Raw genomic sequence first — 16,816 nt, 5'->3', positions numbered from 1 at the left:
AAATCCAGCTCTCGGGGAAACAGGTTGTAAGGCTCATAGCGCATATAATCGGCCACATTGGCAGGGTTATCCACCGAAAGGGACGCCCCGTTCCCCGGCAACTCGGACACCGGTCTGGTTTCTGGCAAAACCACAGAAGGGGCGTTCAGTTCAATGCGTTGAGGGGCCTTGCTGATGGCCTGATCTCCCAGCAGAACCAGGCCCGAGGCGGTAAAAGCCATCAGGAATACGGGCAAAAAGCGTCTAGCGGTGGATATGGTATAGGCCATGTCACTATTGTGGCATCAATCTAAGCATTCACCGTCCTCAGAAAAAAGGAACTTGCCGCCGCCCCAGAAAATGCGCAAAAAAAAGACCTCTTTTTGCAGAGAGGTCGATCCATTTTTTTGGTTGGGAGTGAGGGGGAAAGTGAGTGTTTTTGTAGGGATGTTAGTGTGTTACTAACTATTGATAGCAATATACTGCTTCAAGAATCAGTGGCAAGGTTTTGTACTTTGGGAAGCGCAAGCTTTTAATATTTCTTAACAAACCGTAAAAACATGCCCCATCTGCCGGTTTCCGCATGGCTTTTTGCGGTTTGAGGCCAGCCATGGCCATCGGCTCAGCCCTTTGGAGATGCTAACTGAAATACCACCCCGCCATCCCCAAGGGGTCAGCTAAAAAAAAAGACCTTCTAACAAGTTAGAAGGTCGATCCAATTTTTAGGTTGGGAGTGAGGGGGAAAGTGAAAGATTTAAGAGTTAGATCTGGTTTCAAACGCTTTGGAAGCTTTGCTTAAGAGCGGCGCTTCAAACGTTGCGCTTGAATGTTTATGTAGAATATCGCTTCAAATTTCGAGCGCAACCATTTTACTGAAAATTGGCACCAAGTGTTTACAAATATTTACAATAAGTGTCCCCATCACACTAAATTGGTGCCTTTTAGCTTTTCAGGATATGGCCTCCATGCAAAGCCCAAATTTATGCGTTTTTCAATACACGACTAATTGACAAGCCCCTGAAAGTAGCCCCATTCCGAAAGCCGGTACCCGCAAAGTAAGTGTGGGACCCACACCGGCTTTCAACCTTTACATTTGCTTACAATCCAAAAATCACGAAATGGATTAGTGTGGATAAAGGCAGTAGGGACGGAAAAGCTTATGCCAAGTGCCAAAGCGGGTTTTATGCAGAAAAGCTCGTACTCAAAATCGGATCAAAGCTCGAAACAGAGTTGCCGAAGCGATAGAATACAGAGGTAAAAGGAACCCACCCCCATGGATTTTTCTGGAAAAACAATTGCTATCGGCATTACTGGCGGCATTGCGGCTTACAAGGCCTGCGATTTCATTCGAGAGCTTTACCGCCGGGGGGCGCATCGTGTGCTGGCCATCATGACCCCCACCGCAGAAGCCTTTCTACCCCAACTGACCGTGCAAGCCCTGAGCCGCTACCCGGTTTACGCCTCAGAGCTTTCTGTTGATCCCCAAGGGGTGCCCATTCATATTGTGGTGGCCCAGCAGGCGGATGCCTTTTTGATTTTACCCGCCACCACCGATACCCTGGCCAAACTGGCCCATGGCACCGCCGATAACCTGGTGACCACCACCGCCATTACCTTTACCGGAAAGCCGGTACTGATTGCCCCGGCCATGAACACCCGCATGTGGGATCATCCACTGACCCGTGAGAATTTGCGAACCCTGAAAAACGTGCCCAATTATTATTTGGTAGAACCAACCGCTGGCAGTTTGGCTTGCGGAGAAGTGGGCGATGGCCATTTGGCGGACCCGGAAACCATTTTACAAGCCTTGTATCAGGCCATGCATCCCCACCGTACCCTATTTAAAGGGGTAAAAGCCATCGTAACCGCCGGAGGAACCACCGAACCCATTGATCCGGTTCGGGCCATCACCAATCGCAGTTCAGGCAAAATGGGCATTGCGCTGGCCGATGAACTGAGCGCCATGGGGGCGGAAGTCACCCTGGTGACCAGCCGCCCGCCCGCTGCCAGAAAGTACTCGGTGATTCTGGCCCACACCGCAGCGGACATGAAATCGGCGGTGGATGCCCTGTACCCGGAAACGCAGCTGGTTTTAATGGCCGCCGCCATTTCAGACTACACCGTGGAAAACCCGGCCTCTCACAAGCTGAAAAGAGAACTGACCGGCCCCTTGAAACTCAACCTTACCCCCAACCCGGATATTCTGGCTGGGCTGGGAGAGCGAAAACGGCCCGATCAGTTTTTGGTGGGGTTTGCCGCCGAGTCCGAAGATCTCATTCACAACGCCACCGGCAAAATGCGGCTTAAACATTTAGATGCCATTGTGGCCAATGATATTAGTCGGCCCGATATCGGGTTTGAAGTGGATCATAATGAAGTAACTGTGCTATTCCCCCACCACCCGCCCCAAATTTTAAAACGGGCCAACAAGTCCGAAATCGCGGGACAGCTGTTGCGCTTGATTCACGAACGGTTGCTGAAAACCGGCGGCATGACCTTTATTCAAACCAGTCAAGGCATTACCCGTTCCCCGCTGGACCCACGGGACACCTAAACGGCGCTGACTCCGGTTAAAACCAAACCAAACCATCCTACTCAAAAACCCCGGTGACCTGCCCCTCAAACAAGCGGCAGGCCATCCAGGCGCTATGGTTGGTTTGAACCAATGGTTAAGTGTACATGGTTTTCCAGGCTTCTGAGCTGGGCTTTGACTCAAACTTACCCATCATCTGCTTGTAAGCCTCTTCGGTGGAATCACTAATGGATGGCAACACCTGCTTCATGGCCAGCTTGAAATCCCCGTCCGAAATTTTGGCGCGGCGCTGCAAGGCATGACGAGCGGACTGGTTGACCAGCTCTTTCAAATCCGCAATGGAGTAGCCCTGTGTTTTGCTGGCCAAGGCCGAAACGTCAATGGCCTCATCCACCACCCGGGGCGAGCGCAGTTTTAGATACTGGTTAATGACCTGCGCCCGACTTTTTTCATCGGGAGCGCCCACATAAATTTTGGCGTTCATCCGACCGGAGCGAATCAAGGCCGGGTCCAGGTTATCCGGCAAGTTGGTGGTGGCCACCACAAACACGTTTTTAGTGGCGCACTCGTTTAACTGGTTCAAAAATTCAGCCACTTCCTCATTGTTATGATTATTGGAAGAATCGCCCATCCGTTGAGGCGCCACCGCATCCACTTCATCAATCAACAACACGGTTGGCTTTCTGGATTTTTTAGCCGCAGCCGCAGCGGCGTCAAAGGCCTCGCTAATAAACTTGGAGGTTTGGTGAATGTAGGGCGAGGCGATGGTAGAGGGGTGAATTTCCAGAAAGTTGGCCCCGGCCTCTTCGGCCACCGCTTTGGCAAAAAAGGTTTTTCCATTGCCGGGAGGGCCGTATAACAGCACCCCGGAAGCCGAGTTTTCCAGCCCGTAATCCTTATACACTTGCGGGTTTTTCATGGGATCAATCAACAACCGGTGCAAATCCGCTTTTAACGGTTCCATGCCCGCAATGCGCTGAAACCCCAATTTTTCCGCCTTTGGACCAAAGGGACTTTTTTTATGGGAAATGACCTGAATCCCACCCTTGCCCTCCTCGTCACTGCTTACCGGGTCTACAGGCACGGGTGGCTGAGGAGCCACCGGTTGACCCAACAAAGTCACGATAAAACCCATGACAGCCCTGTCCACCTGCTCCCGTTCTCTGGGACTGAGAGGGTCTTCCTCTGGCGGCACGGGAGCCAAATGACTTTCGGTGGCGCTTGTGTACTTTTGAGGGTCATCAATAGCCGTCATTTTTTGACGTTTTCGCAAGTTATAAGGGTAAGGGGTTCGCCCCACCCGTGAGGTGGCGCTGTCTTCACTGGTACTCGATTCTCCCTCGGAAGAGGCGCTGTAAGAAAGATCATCGCCACTAGAAGACGGCTCAGGCGGGCTACCCCCCTCCGGTTTCTGGTGCCGCTTGCCCGCAAAATGGAGTTCGTCTTTAGCGAGTTTGGCCAAACTCAAATCCAGTGTCGGTGGCATCGGTGGGGCTTTTGGCCCGCCCCCCATCAGTGCCAATCCGGGTTGCCGTAATGGCATTGGTTTTTTTCCAAACAGGGCGTTATTAATCCCGTTCATCTGTAATCCCCTTTATCTTGAACTCACTATTAATAAATGGCTTGGTGCGATTGTGACGAATGGTTGACTAGACTTGTATTAGAACTGGTGGCGTGGCGCTGGAAGCAGGATTTACAACGCCACGCGTCTCATAAGTTGATGACAATGCCTCAGTAGCAAACTAAAAACAGCCTCTTGATTTTCCCTGGGTCAACCGAAACAGAGACGCCTGACACGACATCGCTTTTTTAAGCTGACCAAAAACCCACTGATGAATAGAATCTCAAATTTATTTCAATCCAATATACAGCAAACAGCGCCTATTTCAACACTTTAGTTTTAAATTAAAAAACTGTTTAAAAGCGCCCCGCCCAAAAGGCAAAGCGCTTTTAAAAGGTTAACCATCAGGGTAAAGGCTAGACTGAACCGGCCAACTCTGGCAGCACGTCGATGAAATCAGGCTCGATTTTATCCTGAATCACCCCGATAGCCTGACCCCGCCATAACAGGAGTTTAACGGCTTTGCGGATTTCCTCATCGGCATCCAGGGTCATATCGTTTACATACATACCCACAAATTCATTGGCGGTGGACTTGTCCAGCCCCCGAGCGAATTGCATGGCGTAATCCAGCGCTTCTTCCCGGTTTTGCAAGCCGTGCTCAATGCTGCGCTTTAACACCCGGCCAATTTTCTGAATCATGTCCGGGCCTAAATCCCGCCGAATGGCATTGCCGCCCAAGGGAAGGGTCAGGTTACATTCTTCAAACCACCATTCGCCCAAATCCACAATTTTAACAAAGCCCTGCTCACGGTAAGTCAACTGACCTTCGTGAATGATCAGACCGGCTGCGAATTCGCCGCTTTCCACCCGTTCCATAATCTGATCAAAGGGAACCACTTCGGTTTTGATTTCAGGATCCCAGATTTTCAAGGCCAGGTAAGCGGTGGTCATTTCACCGGGAACGGCCACAGTCACCTGCTTGAGTTCGTCTTTGGACAGCGGCTTTTTGGCAATCAGAACAGGGCCGTATTTATCGCCCACGCTGGAACCCACGTTCAAAATGGCGTATTTTTCATGGATATGGGCATAGGCGTGATAAGAAATAGCAGTCAGCTCATAGGTGCCTTTCAGGGCTTCTTTGTTCAACGTTTCGATATCGGTCAGGATATGCTCAAAGGTCAGCCCTTCCGCATCAATTTTGTGGTGGGCCAGGGCCCAGAACATAAAAGCATCATCGGAATCAGGGCTATGGGCTACCCGGATAACAGCCGGGGCTGGTTTAATGTCGCTCATAATTAGCGCTCTCCTGTGGATGGTAACGGGGCGTAATGGTATAAATTTACCGCAAATACAAGCAGACCTAAAGTGCCTCCTGCCAATAACCGCCCCATCCATTTGTCGCAATTCAGGTTTTCTGTTGGTTATTATTGTTGTGTTCACCTTTTTTTGATTCAAGGCTTGCCACCGGTTTGAGACAAGCCTGCTACAGGAGTTTTTTAACATGAGTAACCTGCCCCCCCTTCCGGCCACTTACGAAATTCGATACGCCGCGGATCTTTCCAGACGAGAGCCGCCCAAAATCAATTTTTACCAATACGCCGCCACCGCCGCAATCAAGGAAAAGAACTCCAAACGTCAGGTTCAACAGGAGGTCGATCAGTTTTTATCCAGTACCTGCCCCCACGCTCAACGGGTATTGGTGGCCGATGAGAATGCCTCGTTGAAAGATTACCTGATTATCCAGCAAGAAGAAGCCGCCAAGGCAGAGCAAACATCCCACCCGTCTGAAAAACGTAAGCCAGAACACGTGATTCTGGATTACGATACGCTGACCCGATCAGGGGTCATTCAAGGCGAAGCCAAAGACCCGGTGCTCACCGTTCGCCATGCGGATGGCCAGATCCTGAACCTGCCAGAAATTCAAAAACGCCTGTTAGGCGCCAGTCCCAGAAAACAGCCTCAAACCACGCTTCACCCAGAAGCGAAAACAAAGGCTGAACCCAATGCCACACCCAACAAGCCTTTAAGCTGGCTGGAGCTTTTTGAGCAAAAATCCCTCCCCGTTTTCAAAAGCCGAAAAGAAAAAGTAGAACGGGAGAACGAGTTAGTGTTCGACATGGATTTATAACAGACCGATTTTCAGGGGTCATCACGGCAGTCGCCTTCACGGGTTTGCCCTGGTAGCTTTGTAGGGGCTGGAACCAGATTTTTAAAACAGACCGTACGTTCTGCCCAGCCCCGGGAACGCCTGAAAAAACAAACATACTCCCCAAGCCCGCTTTGGCGAGTCTGAGCCTGATTAACCCCTATCATTCTTTTAAACCAGTCAACGCCAATGTAAACCACAGGTAACTGATCATTCCATGTTTTTCTTGCAATTTTCGCTTTGGGCGAGTAATACTAATCAAATTGGATTTTTTGGTTCAGGTTTGTTTTTCGCCATGTCAACGGGCCTCATCTGGAAATCTAGTTTGTTGAAATCAAGTAATTCGAGGTTCCTATCATCGTGACTGTATCTGAACTGACTTGTGTGAACTGTGGAACTGGTTTCCCGTTCACCCAGGAAGAGCAAGAGTTTTACCAATCCAAAGGGTTTCAGCCCCCTAAAAAATGCAAACCCTGCCGGGATGCTGCCAAACAAAGCAGAGGCGGCAGCGGTGGCGGCTACGGCGGCGGTGCCAGTCGTGGTGGCTACGGCGGCGGTAGCAGCAGTTACGGTGGTGGTGGCGGCGGTTACGATCGTCCCCAGCGTCAAATGTACGATGCCGTTTGCGCCAGCTGCGGCGTGAATACCCAAGTGCCGTTTCAACCCAACGGTAGCAAACCGGTTTATTGCCGTGACTGCTACCAAAATACCGGCTCTTATTAAAAAATAGTCAATTTTTAGAATGGGGATGGTTTATTCCATTACAGGATGACACCATCCCCAATTTATTATTACGTCACCCCCTCAGTTCACCGAGTGGAAAAAGCCCTTAGTCCCGCGAGTGGTAACCCTAAACGCTACATGAAGGTCTTGTTTTGCTCTGTTCGAATGATGAATGAATAAGGTAAAACAACATGACCGCTGTTCTATTTAAGGATCTATCACTTAGCGAATCGCTCAACCAGGCGATTATTGACATGGGCTTTGAAGAAGCTTCTGATATTCAAGGCCAGACCATTCCGCCCCTGCTGGCTGGTCGTGACCTGATTGGTCAAGCCCAGACCGGAACCGGCAAAACCTGCGCCTTTGCCATCCCCATTGTGGAGCGCATTGATCCTCTTTCCAAAAACGTGCAGGCACTGGTGCTTTGCCCCACCCGTGAGCTAGCCGTTCAGGTGGCCGAAGAGTTTCGCAAGTTGCTGAAGCACAAACGCTTTATCTCCGTGGTGGCCATTTATGGTGGCGACCCCATTCAAAAACAACTCCGCGCCCTTCAAAAACGCCCCCAAATCATTGTGGGCACCCCCGGACGGGTGATTGATCACCTGGGCAGAAAAACCCTGCGCCTGAACGCCGTTAAATCGGTAGTGCTGGATGAAGCGGATGAAATGCTGAACATGGGCTTTGTGGAAGACATTGAAAAAATTCTGGCTTTCACCCCCAAAGAGCGCCAAACCATTTTCTTCTCGGCAACCTTGCCCAAGGCCATTCTGGATTTGAAAGATCGTTACCAGAATGATCCGGTACACATTCAAGTGGCTCGTCAAAAACGCACCACCGCTTTAATTGATGCCTCTTACTACGAGATCCATCGTCGTAAGAAAATGGAAATGCTGGTTTACCTGTTGGAACAACACCAGTTCCAGTTGGGTTTAATTTTTTGCAACACCAAAATGCAGGTGGAAGAATTGGTAGAGCGCTTGCAAGTGAAAGGCTATTCAGCCGAAGGCCTGCACGGCGGCATGCCCCAAAGAAAACGGGATCAAGTCATGCAGCGCTTTAGAAAAGGCACGGTGCATTTCCTGATTGCCACCGATGTGGCCGCCCGTGGCATTGATGTCAGCAATATCGAAGCGGTGTTCAATTACGATTTGCCGCTGGATCAGGAATTTTACATTCACCGGGTAGGCCGAACCGGAAGAGCCGGTAAATCCGGTATGGCCATTACCTTTGTGGAAAAAAGCCAGTTGCCTCGCCTGAGAAATTTCCTGCGTTGCCCTGAAATTTCTTTAAGAAGAGAAAACCTGCCTTTGTTGGCTCAACAGGCTTAAGGTCAAATCCCATTTAAAATTATTCAGGGTCGCCGATATCAATCAGCGACCCTGAATTTTTAGCGTGTTTTTTATTTAGGTCAGCAATGAATTTAAAGGCACATACTCCAAACCATGCGCTTCGGCCACAAATTCATGGGTAATGTGGCCATTCAGCGCATTCACCCCTTTGGCCAGGGCCGGATCGGTTTTAATGGCGGTGTCAAAGCCCTGATTGGCCAACTTTAAAACATAGGGCAACGTCGCGTTGGTTAAAGCAAAGGTAGAGGTTCGGGCCACGGCTCCCGGCATATTGGCCACCGAGTAATGAATCACCCCGTATTTTTCGTAAGCGGGATTGGCATGGGTGGTCACCCGATCAATGGTTTCAATGGAGCCGCCCTGATCAATGGCCACATCCACAATCACGGAACCGGCCTGCATTTCCTGAACCATGGCTTCTGTCACCAGCCGGGGGGCCTTGGCGCCGGGAATCAACACCGCCCCAATCAGCAAGTCGGCCAACTTGGCCTCTTCCCGAATATTGTAGGTATTGGAGATGAGCGTCTTAATTCGCCCCTGAAAAATATCATCCAGGTAGCGCAAGCGATCCAGATTGACATCCAGAATGGTAACATCCGCCCCAAAACCCAGGGCAATTTTAGCGGCATTGGTGCCCACCGTGCCACCGCCCAAAATCATCACCCGAGCCGGGTGGGTGCCGGGAACCCCACCCAATAACATGCCTTTGCCGCCATATTGTTTTTCCAGCAGCATGGCCCCAATTTGCACCGACATTTTACCAGCCACTTCACTCATAGGCGTCAACAAGGGCAGGGAGCGATCCGGCAATTGAATGGTTTCATAAGCAATAGCCCGAACTTTTTTGCGAAGCAAAGCCTGAGTTAAAGCGGGTTCTGCCGCCAAGTGCAAATAGGTAAACAGCAATTGATTCTCTTGAAACAGCTCGTACTCGGGGGGTAGGGGTTCTTTCACCTTTAAAATCATATCGGCGGTGGCAAAAACGGCGGCTGGAGAATCCACCAACACGGCGCCCACGGCTTCATAATCCGCATCGGTAAAGCCACTGCCCAACCCAGCCCCCACTTCCAGCAAAACCTGATGGCCTCGCTTTAGTAAAGCTTCTACTCCGGCAGGTGTAATAGCCACCCGATTTTCATTGGACTTGATTTCTTTAGGTACGCCAATCCGCATGATTAACCCTCATCACAATTCAGTGAGTTTATCTTAACAAGGCAAGGTTGATTTTAAAAAGGTTGATTTTAAAACCGAAAAACCAAAGCACATTCGGCCATTCCCCCATCCGGCCAAGCACTCTGACATAAAGTCTTTTTTTCTGCAATCCAGTCTTAAAATTTGGCCCCAGCAGGACTCGAACCTGCAACCAACGAATTATGAGTTCGCTGCTCTAACCGTTGAGCTATGGGGCCTCAAAAAAAATGATGCTGACACCATTCAAAAGCCAACCCATCATAGCCTGAAACCACCAGAAATGAAAATGGTCGGGCTCAAATTTCAAGTTAGATTTCAAGAAGGTTCAAATCCGGCCAAACCCGCTCCGGCGGCGGTTCAAATATAAGTTATAATAGAAAAGCATGCTTTTTTAATGCTCAAAAGTTTACCCTGTCAGCGTTTAAGATTGAAACCCCATTGTGACCCCATGATATTCAGTATTTTTTGGCCCTTCAGGCTGGTAACTGGCATACTCAAACTGTTTTTAAACGTGCTGGTTATGCTCAGCTGCATACTCACCATCATGGCTTTTATGGGCGATAGGGGCTGGGTGTGGAGCTTAACCACCCATTTCAGGGTTCAATACCTGGTGGTGCAACTACTGGCCTTTTTGCTGGTTAGTGTGGCTTACTGGCGCCACAAAAAACAGGATATTAAAAACGGGGGCCATTTAGAGCGCTGGCTGAGCCTGGTATTTATAGGCGTTTTTGCCGGATTGAACCTGGTGTGCGTTGCTCCCTACTACTGGCCGGGTCAAAAACCTGACGCTCTCTCCCCCCCTGTCAGCACCCTGAAGCTGATGCACTTTAATTTGTTTGGCAAAACCAACCACAATACCCAGGCCGTTTTGAGCGCCATTCAGGCAGAAGACCCCGACCTGCTTGACATGGTGGAATACACCGAAACCTGGCGCAAGACGCTGGAGAAATCCCCTGTTATAAAGCGCTATCCCTACCGGATATCCGGGCAAGGGCTGATGGCCCTGTATAGCAAGCGCCCCCTGCAACACCCACGACTGGTCTACGCAGGGGTCCAGAAAGTGGAGAATCAGGCCAATATTATTGCCCAGATCACGCTGGATAAACAGCCGCTTACCATTCTGGTGGCGCATCCCGCCTCGCCCATGAGGCCCTCTCATCTCACCTGGTTGCAGGAAAGCTTTGCCCAGTGGATTCAAACCCGAACCAAACTGGGCCGCCATTTAATTGTGGTGGGCGATTTAAACACCTCGCCCTGGTCGGTAGAGTTTATGACCCTGACCCGAAAAACCGGTCTGCGAGACAGTCAACTGGGATACGGGTTGCAACCCAGCTGGCCCATGCTGCTTCCATTTTTTGGCATTCGCACCGAACCCAACCTGCTGACCCAACTGTTAGTGGTGCCGATTGATCACGTGCTGATTAGCGAGCAAATTGAAGTGTTTTCCCGGCATACGGGGCCATTTGTAGGATCTGATCATTTGCCGGTGGTTGTGGAACTGGGCCTGCGCCCCTCTGCCTTGTAAAGCAGCAGGGCGCATAAGCGAACAGTTCTCTTCTCTATTCTAGGCCTACCCCAATCCAGGCCTATCCCACCATCAGGCTTTTTACCATATGCTTCATGTAAGCCACCCGATCGGCCCGCTCGGTCATGATGCGATTGGCGGTTTGGGTGCCCACATCATGCAACAGAAACAAAAAGTTCATGGCCAGCTCAGCCCGAGCCTGCGGGGTTTTTGCGTTTTCAGTGGCTTCGGCCAAAGCCTCAATGGCCACCCCCTCCAGAACCACCAAATCCTTAAAGCCAATCACCTGCTCCAGTTTTTGAGCATGATTTTTTAAGGGCTGCTTCAAAATAAAGCGGTCTGCTAACAAGCGAGCATCTTCCCGCATCAGCTGTCCATCCCCTGCCAGGCTTCGCACCGCCGGGATTTTGGGGTTCATTTCTGAAGGCAGCACTTTCAGCACATAAGCGGCCATTACCCGCTTGCCGTGCCAGGTTTGCATGGCCTGATTAATCACGCACTGGCCCACGTTATCCCTAAGGAACAGCGCCCGCATTTGTTGGGCCTTAACCTGCTTGGGAGAAGCCCCGACATTGGCTTCATCCAGCGCTTTGGCAATGGCACGATCGGCGGTGAGAATATCCCAGGGGGTTTTAATTTTCCCCATTAACAACTTACGGCCCGGAAAATGTTTACCTTCAATGGCGCTTTGGGCCAACAGTTTGGCATCCGCCGGACTCAAACCGCAATCAGGATGTGGCTCCTGATCAATGGATGCGGTTGGGTTACAAGCAGGACCTCCCGGCTTCTGAAGCGTGACGGCCCGCGTTAAATCCGTTGCCTGCGCCTTTTTCTTTTGGCCCGCAGGCCCTGAGCGCTGATCTGGAAACTGAATCTTTGCTTTTTGAGCCGGTTCTTTCCGCTCGGGCGGTTTAAAGTCCAAACGATCCGCCTCGAGCGGTTTCAGGGTTTGTGGCCGCCTTTGCAGCTGCAAACGCCGTGAAAGCGGCACAATATTACTGGACGCCTTGTTTCTACCACCCTCTATTTGGGCGTTTTTAGCCTTCGAAGATTGTCCATTGGACGAAGCTGAAATTGAGGGCGCTAAAAAAGCACCCACGCCTGTTATTACCATCACAAAATTCCCCCAAAACTGGTTTCTTACCTAACAATAACCCACATCACTTGAATTTAAGGACGGATCATATCACATTCCCATGAAAGTCAATAGCGCTTTAATGTTTACTATCTGCGCCGTTTTCTTTGGGTAAAGCAAAAATGGTTTGAACAGACTCTCTTCGCAGCACCAAAACCGCGGAAATCCCCAATATCAACCCCAACGGGGGAAGGCACAAGCATTCAATACAACTTAAAATAATGGAACTAATCCAGTTTTTACGAGAACGCAAACACCAGCCATTCAGCCCCAGCACCACAATTTGCACCACCATTACCAGCAAGCCCGCCCAAAGTTGCAGGGGGGAAACACCAGGCGCATAAGTGGGCAGAAATGAAAACACCGGGTATAAGGCAGCCCCCATCACCAAGGGCAGGCCATAAACCAAAACCGCCAGCAAGGCCGCCGCACCCGCAATAACCCAATGATAAATGCCCAGTAACCGCAAATGCTCCAGATTACGATCCACCAGAAAATGAGATTGCGAATGGGAAGTCATGCCAATTCCTAAAAAAACGAAACAACAAACGGCTCAGCCCAACGGGGTAACGCTACTAAACTAGCACACTTGGCAGGGCCAACCCTATAGCTTGGGCATCACCAAATCCACTTTTTTCACCTGATTCATATTCCGCAATTCCAGCCACACGTTTTTGGCTTTCATAAAAAATTCCACACTGCGGGTCAGGTATTTACGGCTCAAATCCGCCGGAACATTTTGGGCCAACGCCTTGTAAAGCTGCCCGATTTCAAAGGCGCAGGCCGCTAGCAAAGGTTGCCAACGGGCTTGAACCACCAACGGCCACAACGGTTCCAACAATTTGCCCGCTTCCTTGGGTTGCTCCAGAGCCAACAGAACCCGAGCCCGCACCAGGGTTAACTGAACCCATTCAAACTGGTTCTGAATATCCGGCTTACTGGCAATATCCAACGCCTTACCCGTAATATCCTGAGCCACTTCCAGGTTGTTCAAAGACAACTCGAACTCGGCCAGAAAACGCCAGCCAATCAGGGCGGCAGAGGCAAAGCGATGCTCTGAACTCAGCCCGATGGCCTGCTCCAGCAACTGGCGAGCCTCTTTAATTTGCCCCATCCGACCGGCAATATAACCGGCGTAAACCTGGGCAACCACCCATGAATGATGATCCCGAGAGGCCTCCGCCTTGGAAATAACCGTTAACACCAACTGGGAAGCACTGGTCCAGTCTTCCAGCTCGCAGTGATACATCATGGCCAACAGCCCCCATTGGGCCAAAAACCAGTTGGGATCATCCAAACGCTCAATAGCGCTTAGCAAACTGTCCGCTTCCCGGTTACAGGTTTCATAGTGGCCATTTCTCAGGTGAATATGGCCCATCACCAACTTCAGGGCAATTTGCAAGCCTTCCAAATCCCGTGCGGTAGCCAGCTGTATGGCAGCCGCTACTTGCTCGCTCACGTCCGGGTCGCACTGGGCCAGCATAATTTGGGCCTTTAAAAGCCGGGCCTGAATAAAGGCATCCATAAACTCGTGATGACCAGCGCCTTGCAGGGCGGCGGTTGGCTCCAGCACAGTTTCCATTAATTCCCGAGCCTGCTGCAAACGCCCCAGCGTATGCAAATACTCCATTTTATTAATCTGCAAGGTGGCCGACTCCAGAGGATAGGCAACAGGATCAATCAAGGCCAGCGATTTTTCCAGAGTGACCAGCGCCTTGGGGTAATCCCCGGCGTTTTCATAAGCAGAGGCCAGCAAACCCAAAGGCTCAATCAGCTTCAGCGGCTCGCCTTCATCTTTTCGATAATAAAAAACCCATTCCAGCGTACTGGCAGCCAACAGAGGCTCCGCGTCCAGATTGAAGGCCCCGGCGCTTTCCATCATGCGTAAGGCCAACTCCTGGGTGTGCAACGGGGTGTCCTGAGCCTGCCGCATTAAATCCAGCGCATGAAACAAGCAACGGTTCATACCAGATAAAGAGCCCACTTGCCCGCAATAAATGGCGGCCAAATTCCAGTAATTGACCGCCCGATTGGGCAAATCGCCGTGCTGGGCATGATAGGCAATCAGGGTTGGATTGACGGTAACCGCCTGATTAAAATCATGCTCCATGGCCTCACTGATCAACTGGTGCATTTGCAGGCGCAATTCATTTTCAATGGTTTCGTAAACCGTTTGCCAAATCAACCCATGCCGAAAGCGCCCGCTGTTAGCGGCATCGGGGGTGAGATAGCCATGATTGAATAGCAAGGTAAGCGCTTGATTAAAGGCCTCTTCATCCATTTGGGATAGAGAAAACAGCATACTGACCGCGAATTTTTCACCCAGCACACTGGCCAACTGAAGCAAATAGAGGCTCTGCTCGTCCAGAAACTCAAAGCGGGCAAAAATCACTTCCGCCAACTGGGGGGGCAGTTGCCAATGGGCCGGATTAAAATCCGGGTTCAGCAAAAACTTGCCCGACTCAGGATCCACGGTCAATACGTCTCGCAGATGCATCAAACGCAGCGCTTCTTCCAGATAGAGTGGCAAGCCTTTGGACTGTTGAATCAAGGGGGTAATCAAGGGGGCCGGGAACTGCCGTAAATGCCCGCCCAATGGCCCGTCATCCAAAAACCGCTCCGAGGCAGCTTCATCCAGATTGCCAATCACCAGTTCCTTGTAAGGCCATTTTTTCAAGGCCTCAGCCAAACGACCGGTGGGGTAAAAGTCACGAGGGTGGGTCAGCACCAGATAAACCGGACTTTGTAGCAGCCCCCGATCCAGCAGTCGGCTCAGCACATCCAGAGTCGGCAAATCCGCGTACATGGCATCTTCCAACACCAGAATCAACGGGCGCTTGGTGGTGAGCATGCGGAAAAAGGCCAGAAAGAAGTATTCGATACGCCCTAGTGCGTCCCGAGTATCCGCACCCAAGGGCTGAGGGGGTTGCACCAGCAAAAAATCCGCCAAAAAGGCAGTCACGTCTTCGGGGGGCTGATCCTCGTAGACATAGTTCAAAAACTTGTCCAGCGCCTCTTGCACGTCTTTTCCGGGTTGCCCCTCAAACACCAGACTCAGCAGGTTTTGCACCAGCTCCAGCCAGAACAGAAGCGGCAATCCATCGTGCTGGAAACAACGGTAATTGTTGCCACCCATCCAAATACCCAGCTGATTTTCAGGATCGCTTTGAGCCCGAGCCATATGGATAATGCTGGATTTTCCCAGCCCGTCATCTGAGGATAACGACAAAATTTGCCCTTTGGCCCCGGCCACGCCCTGAGAAAGAAAGGCACTAAAATCACTGGTTAAGGCACTGACAGCCTGATCATAGGTTACATTTTGCGGACGAGGGACTTTCATCAGCCCCAAAGCCGCAGGCGCATACTGGGGCAACTCCGGCGGGGCGAGAGGCGAGGCCGGGGTAGCTGGTGGCATCTGGGATGCTGAATCTTGAGCAGGTGACTTTTCAGCAGGCGGTGTCTGAGAGACTGGATTCCCGGAATGGGAAGCCTGTTGAGGCATGGGAGTGAACTCACTGGGCGCTGGCGGCGCTCCAATCACAGGGGCAGGCACGGCAATCGGCAACGGCTCTGAGGAGAAGGCGCCAGCGGCAGGCATTGATAACACCGGCGCTGGGGCTGAAAGCCGGTAAAAAACGAAGCTCTGGTTGCCCATGGACACAGGGCCAACCGCCTCCATGGGGTAACGCCCCTGAAAGGCCTGATAAACCCGCTGGCTAACCATCAGGGTGTTGGGCTGCCCCACCGAGCGCTCCAGCGTAGAGGTCAATGGATTTCTGGCGTTGGCAAATTCCACATCCAGCCCAATGCGCAAGGGTAACATGGTTTGCCCCAGCTGATAACCGGCTGCCAACAACTGAAGCGCGGTTTCAATGGCTTTGCCCAAAGAGGCTTCCGGGCTGGCTTCCCGGCGGAAGGACACAAATAAAATTTTATTTTTACTGGCGTTAATCTGCCCACCCGCGGCGGTAACCGTTTGGGCAATCTCGGCCAACACTTCAGCCTGGTAAGCTTCCAGACGCTGAGGGTCCGCAAATTGAGCCATAACCTGCTTCCAGTTGGCAAATTCAATAGAAGCCAGCGCATAAGCCGCCAACTCCGGGGGGGAACTAGCGGAAGCGTTATAACTGGCAGAGGCGTTATAACTATTAGGCTGATTCGGAAGGATCTGCATCGCAGGCCCAGCCGAAGATTCAGGCACATTGATGGCACTGGCAGCATCGGCCAGCGGCTCTGAAGGGGGCTGCCCAGCGGACTGATTGACGCCCGATAAAGGCCCTGACGGTAAGGACGGGGGACCCAAGGCGGTATCAGAAAGAAGCTGCTTGCCGCAACTGCCACAGAACTTTTGCTGCATCAGATTTTTAAAGCCGCAAGCCGGACAGTTGTTATTCAACCGGTTGGCGCAGTGCCCGCAAAAGATACTGTCTTCTGAATTATAATCGCCACACTTACCGCAAGGCTGCATCCAACGCCCTCTCTGAGGCAACAGACAAACACTCTCTATCTATGAAAAACCAGTATAGCGTAATTCAGGCAAAGGAAGGAAACAGCCACGCCGAGGGGTTACAAAACTATAGGATTTCAATCCATAAAAGGGGCAGAGCTTCAGCGGGTTTCTATTAACAAGAGGCGCTGAAACTCAACCCATAAAAGAGCCTGCGGCTCTAAA

At 51.2% G+C, this 16,816-nt stretch carries 12 protein-coding genes and 1 tRNA gene; 5 read left to right on the top strand and 8 right to left on the bottom strand.

Annotated features, from left to right (window positions below; all coding sequences use genetic code 11):
• On the bottom strand, positions 1-269 hold a 269-nt coding region (locus tag ACEW81_RS03720), incomplete at its 3' end, for a hypothetical protein (protein ID WP_373531625.1).
• Positions 270-1,252: 983 nt separating this feature from the next.
• Between ACEW81_RS03720 and coaBC the strand changes: the two genes are divergently transcribed.
• Positions 1,253-2,533 (top strand): bifunctional phosphopantothenoylcysteine decarboxylase/phosphopantothenate--cysteine ligase CoaBC, encoded by a 1,281-nt coding sequence (gene coaBC / locus ACEW81_RS03715; RefSeq protein ID WP_373531624.1) that lies wholly within the window; start codon positions 1,253-1,255, stop codon positions 2,531-2,533.
• A 115-nt stretch (positions 2,534-2,648) separates the two neighbouring features.
• Here coaBC and ACEW81_RS03710 read toward each other — a convergent pair whose 3' ends face one another.
• Together ACEW81_RS03710 and ACEW81_RS03705 are read right to left on the bottom strand one after the other, a co-directional pair.
• The gene (locus tag ACEW81_RS03710; protein WP_373531623.1) at positions 2,649-4,094 is read right to left on the bottom strand and encodes an ATP-binding protein; all 1,446 of its coding nucleotides are present in this window, start codon (positions 4,092-4,094) and stop codon (positions 2,649-2,651) included.
• A gap of 395 nt (positions 4,095-4,489) precedes the next feature.
• A complete protein-coding gene (locus ACEW81_RS03705) occupies positions 4,490-5,368 on the bottom strand; it encodes an MqnA/MqnD/SBP family protein (RefSeq protein WP_373531622.1) in 879 nt (292 codons plus the stop codon).
• Positions 5,369-5,576: 208 nt separating this feature from the next.
• Between ACEW81_RS03705 and ACEW81_RS03700 the strand changes: the two genes are divergently transcribed.
• The 3 genes from ACEW81_RS03700 (at position 5,577) to ACEW81_RS03690 (ending at position 8,272) form a co-directional block, all read left to right on the top strand.
• Entirely contained in the window at positions 5,577-6,203 is a 627-nt protein-coding gene (locus tag ACEW81_RS03700; RefSeq protein WP_373531621.1) for a hypothetical protein, read from the top strand.
• Positions 6,204-6,581: 378 nt separating this feature from the next.
• Positions 6,582-6,944 carry a CxxC-x17-CxxC domain-containing protein gene (locus ACEW81_RS03695; protein WP_373531620.1) on the top strand — a complete coding sequence of 121 codons (363 nt, stop codon included), beginning with the start codon at positions 6,582-6,584 and terminating at the stop codon, positions 6,942-6,944.
• A 191-nt stretch (positions 6,945-7,135) separates the two neighbouring features.
• The gene (locus ACEW81_RS03690; RefSeq protein ID WP_373531619.1) at positions 7,136-8,272 is read left to right on the top strand and encodes a DEAD/DEAH box helicase; all 1,137 of its coding nucleotides are present in this window, start codon (positions 7,136-7,138) and stop codon (positions 8,270-8,272) included.
• 75 nt (positions 8,273-8,347) lie between these two features.
• Here ACEW81_RS03690 and ald read toward each other — a convergent pair whose 3' ends face one another.
• Together ald and ACEW81_RS03680 are read right to left on the bottom strand one after the other, a co-directional pair.
• Entirely contained in the window at positions 8,348-9,466 is a 1,119-nt protein-coding gene (gene ald / locus ACEW81_RS03685) for an alanine dehydrogenase (protein ID WP_373531618.1), read from the bottom strand.
• Between the two features lie 163 nt (positions 9,467-9,629).
• A tRNA-Ile gene (locus tag ACEW81_RS03680) sits at positions 9,630-9,702 on the bottom strand.
• Positions 9,703-9,932: 230 nt separating this feature from the next.
• Between ACEW81_RS03680 and ACEW81_RS03675 the strand changes: the two genes are divergently transcribed.
• Complete coding sequence (locus ACEW81_RS03675; protein WP_373531617.1) at positions 9,933-11,009, top strand: endonuclease/exonuclease/phosphatase family protein; 1,077 nt, start codon at positions 9,933-9,935, stop codon at positions 11,007-11,009.
• A 61-nt stretch (positions 11,010-11,070) separates the two neighbouring features.
• On the opposite strand, the gene ACEW81_RS03670 is transcribed toward ACEW81_RS03675, so the two are convergent.
• The 3 genes from ACEW81_RS03670 to ACEW81_RS03660 form a co-directional block, all read right to left on the bottom strand.
• On the bottom strand, positions 11,071-12,123 hold the full coding sequence (locus ACEW81_RS03670) for a hypothetical protein (protein ID WP_373531616.1): 1,053 nt from the start codon (positions 12,121-12,123) through the stop codon (positions 11,071-11,073).
• A gap of 100 nt (positions 12,124-12,223) precedes the next feature.
• The gene (locus ACEW81_RS03665; protein ID WP_373531615.1) at positions 12,224-12,664 is read right to left on the bottom strand and encodes a hypothetical protein; all 441 of its coding nucleotides are present in this window, start codon (positions 12,662-12,664) and stop codon (positions 12,224-12,226) included.
• An 84-nt stretch (positions 12,665-12,748) separates the two neighbouring features.
• Positions 12,749-16,612, bottom strand: coding sequence for a double zinc ribbon domain-containing protein (locus ACEW81_RS03660; RefSeq protein ID WP_373531614.1), 3,864 nt, complete (start codon positions 16,610-16,612; stop codon positions 12,749-12,751).
• Between the last annotated feature and the right edge of the window lie 204 nt (positions 16,613-16,816).

The organism is Vampirovibrio sp. (genome assembly GCF_041737375.1).
Classification (GTDB): Bacteria; Cyanobacteriota; Vampirovibrionia; order Vampirovibrionales; family Vampirovibrionaceae; genus Vampirovibrio.
This window is presented reverse-complemented; position numbering and strand designations above follow the sequence as displayed.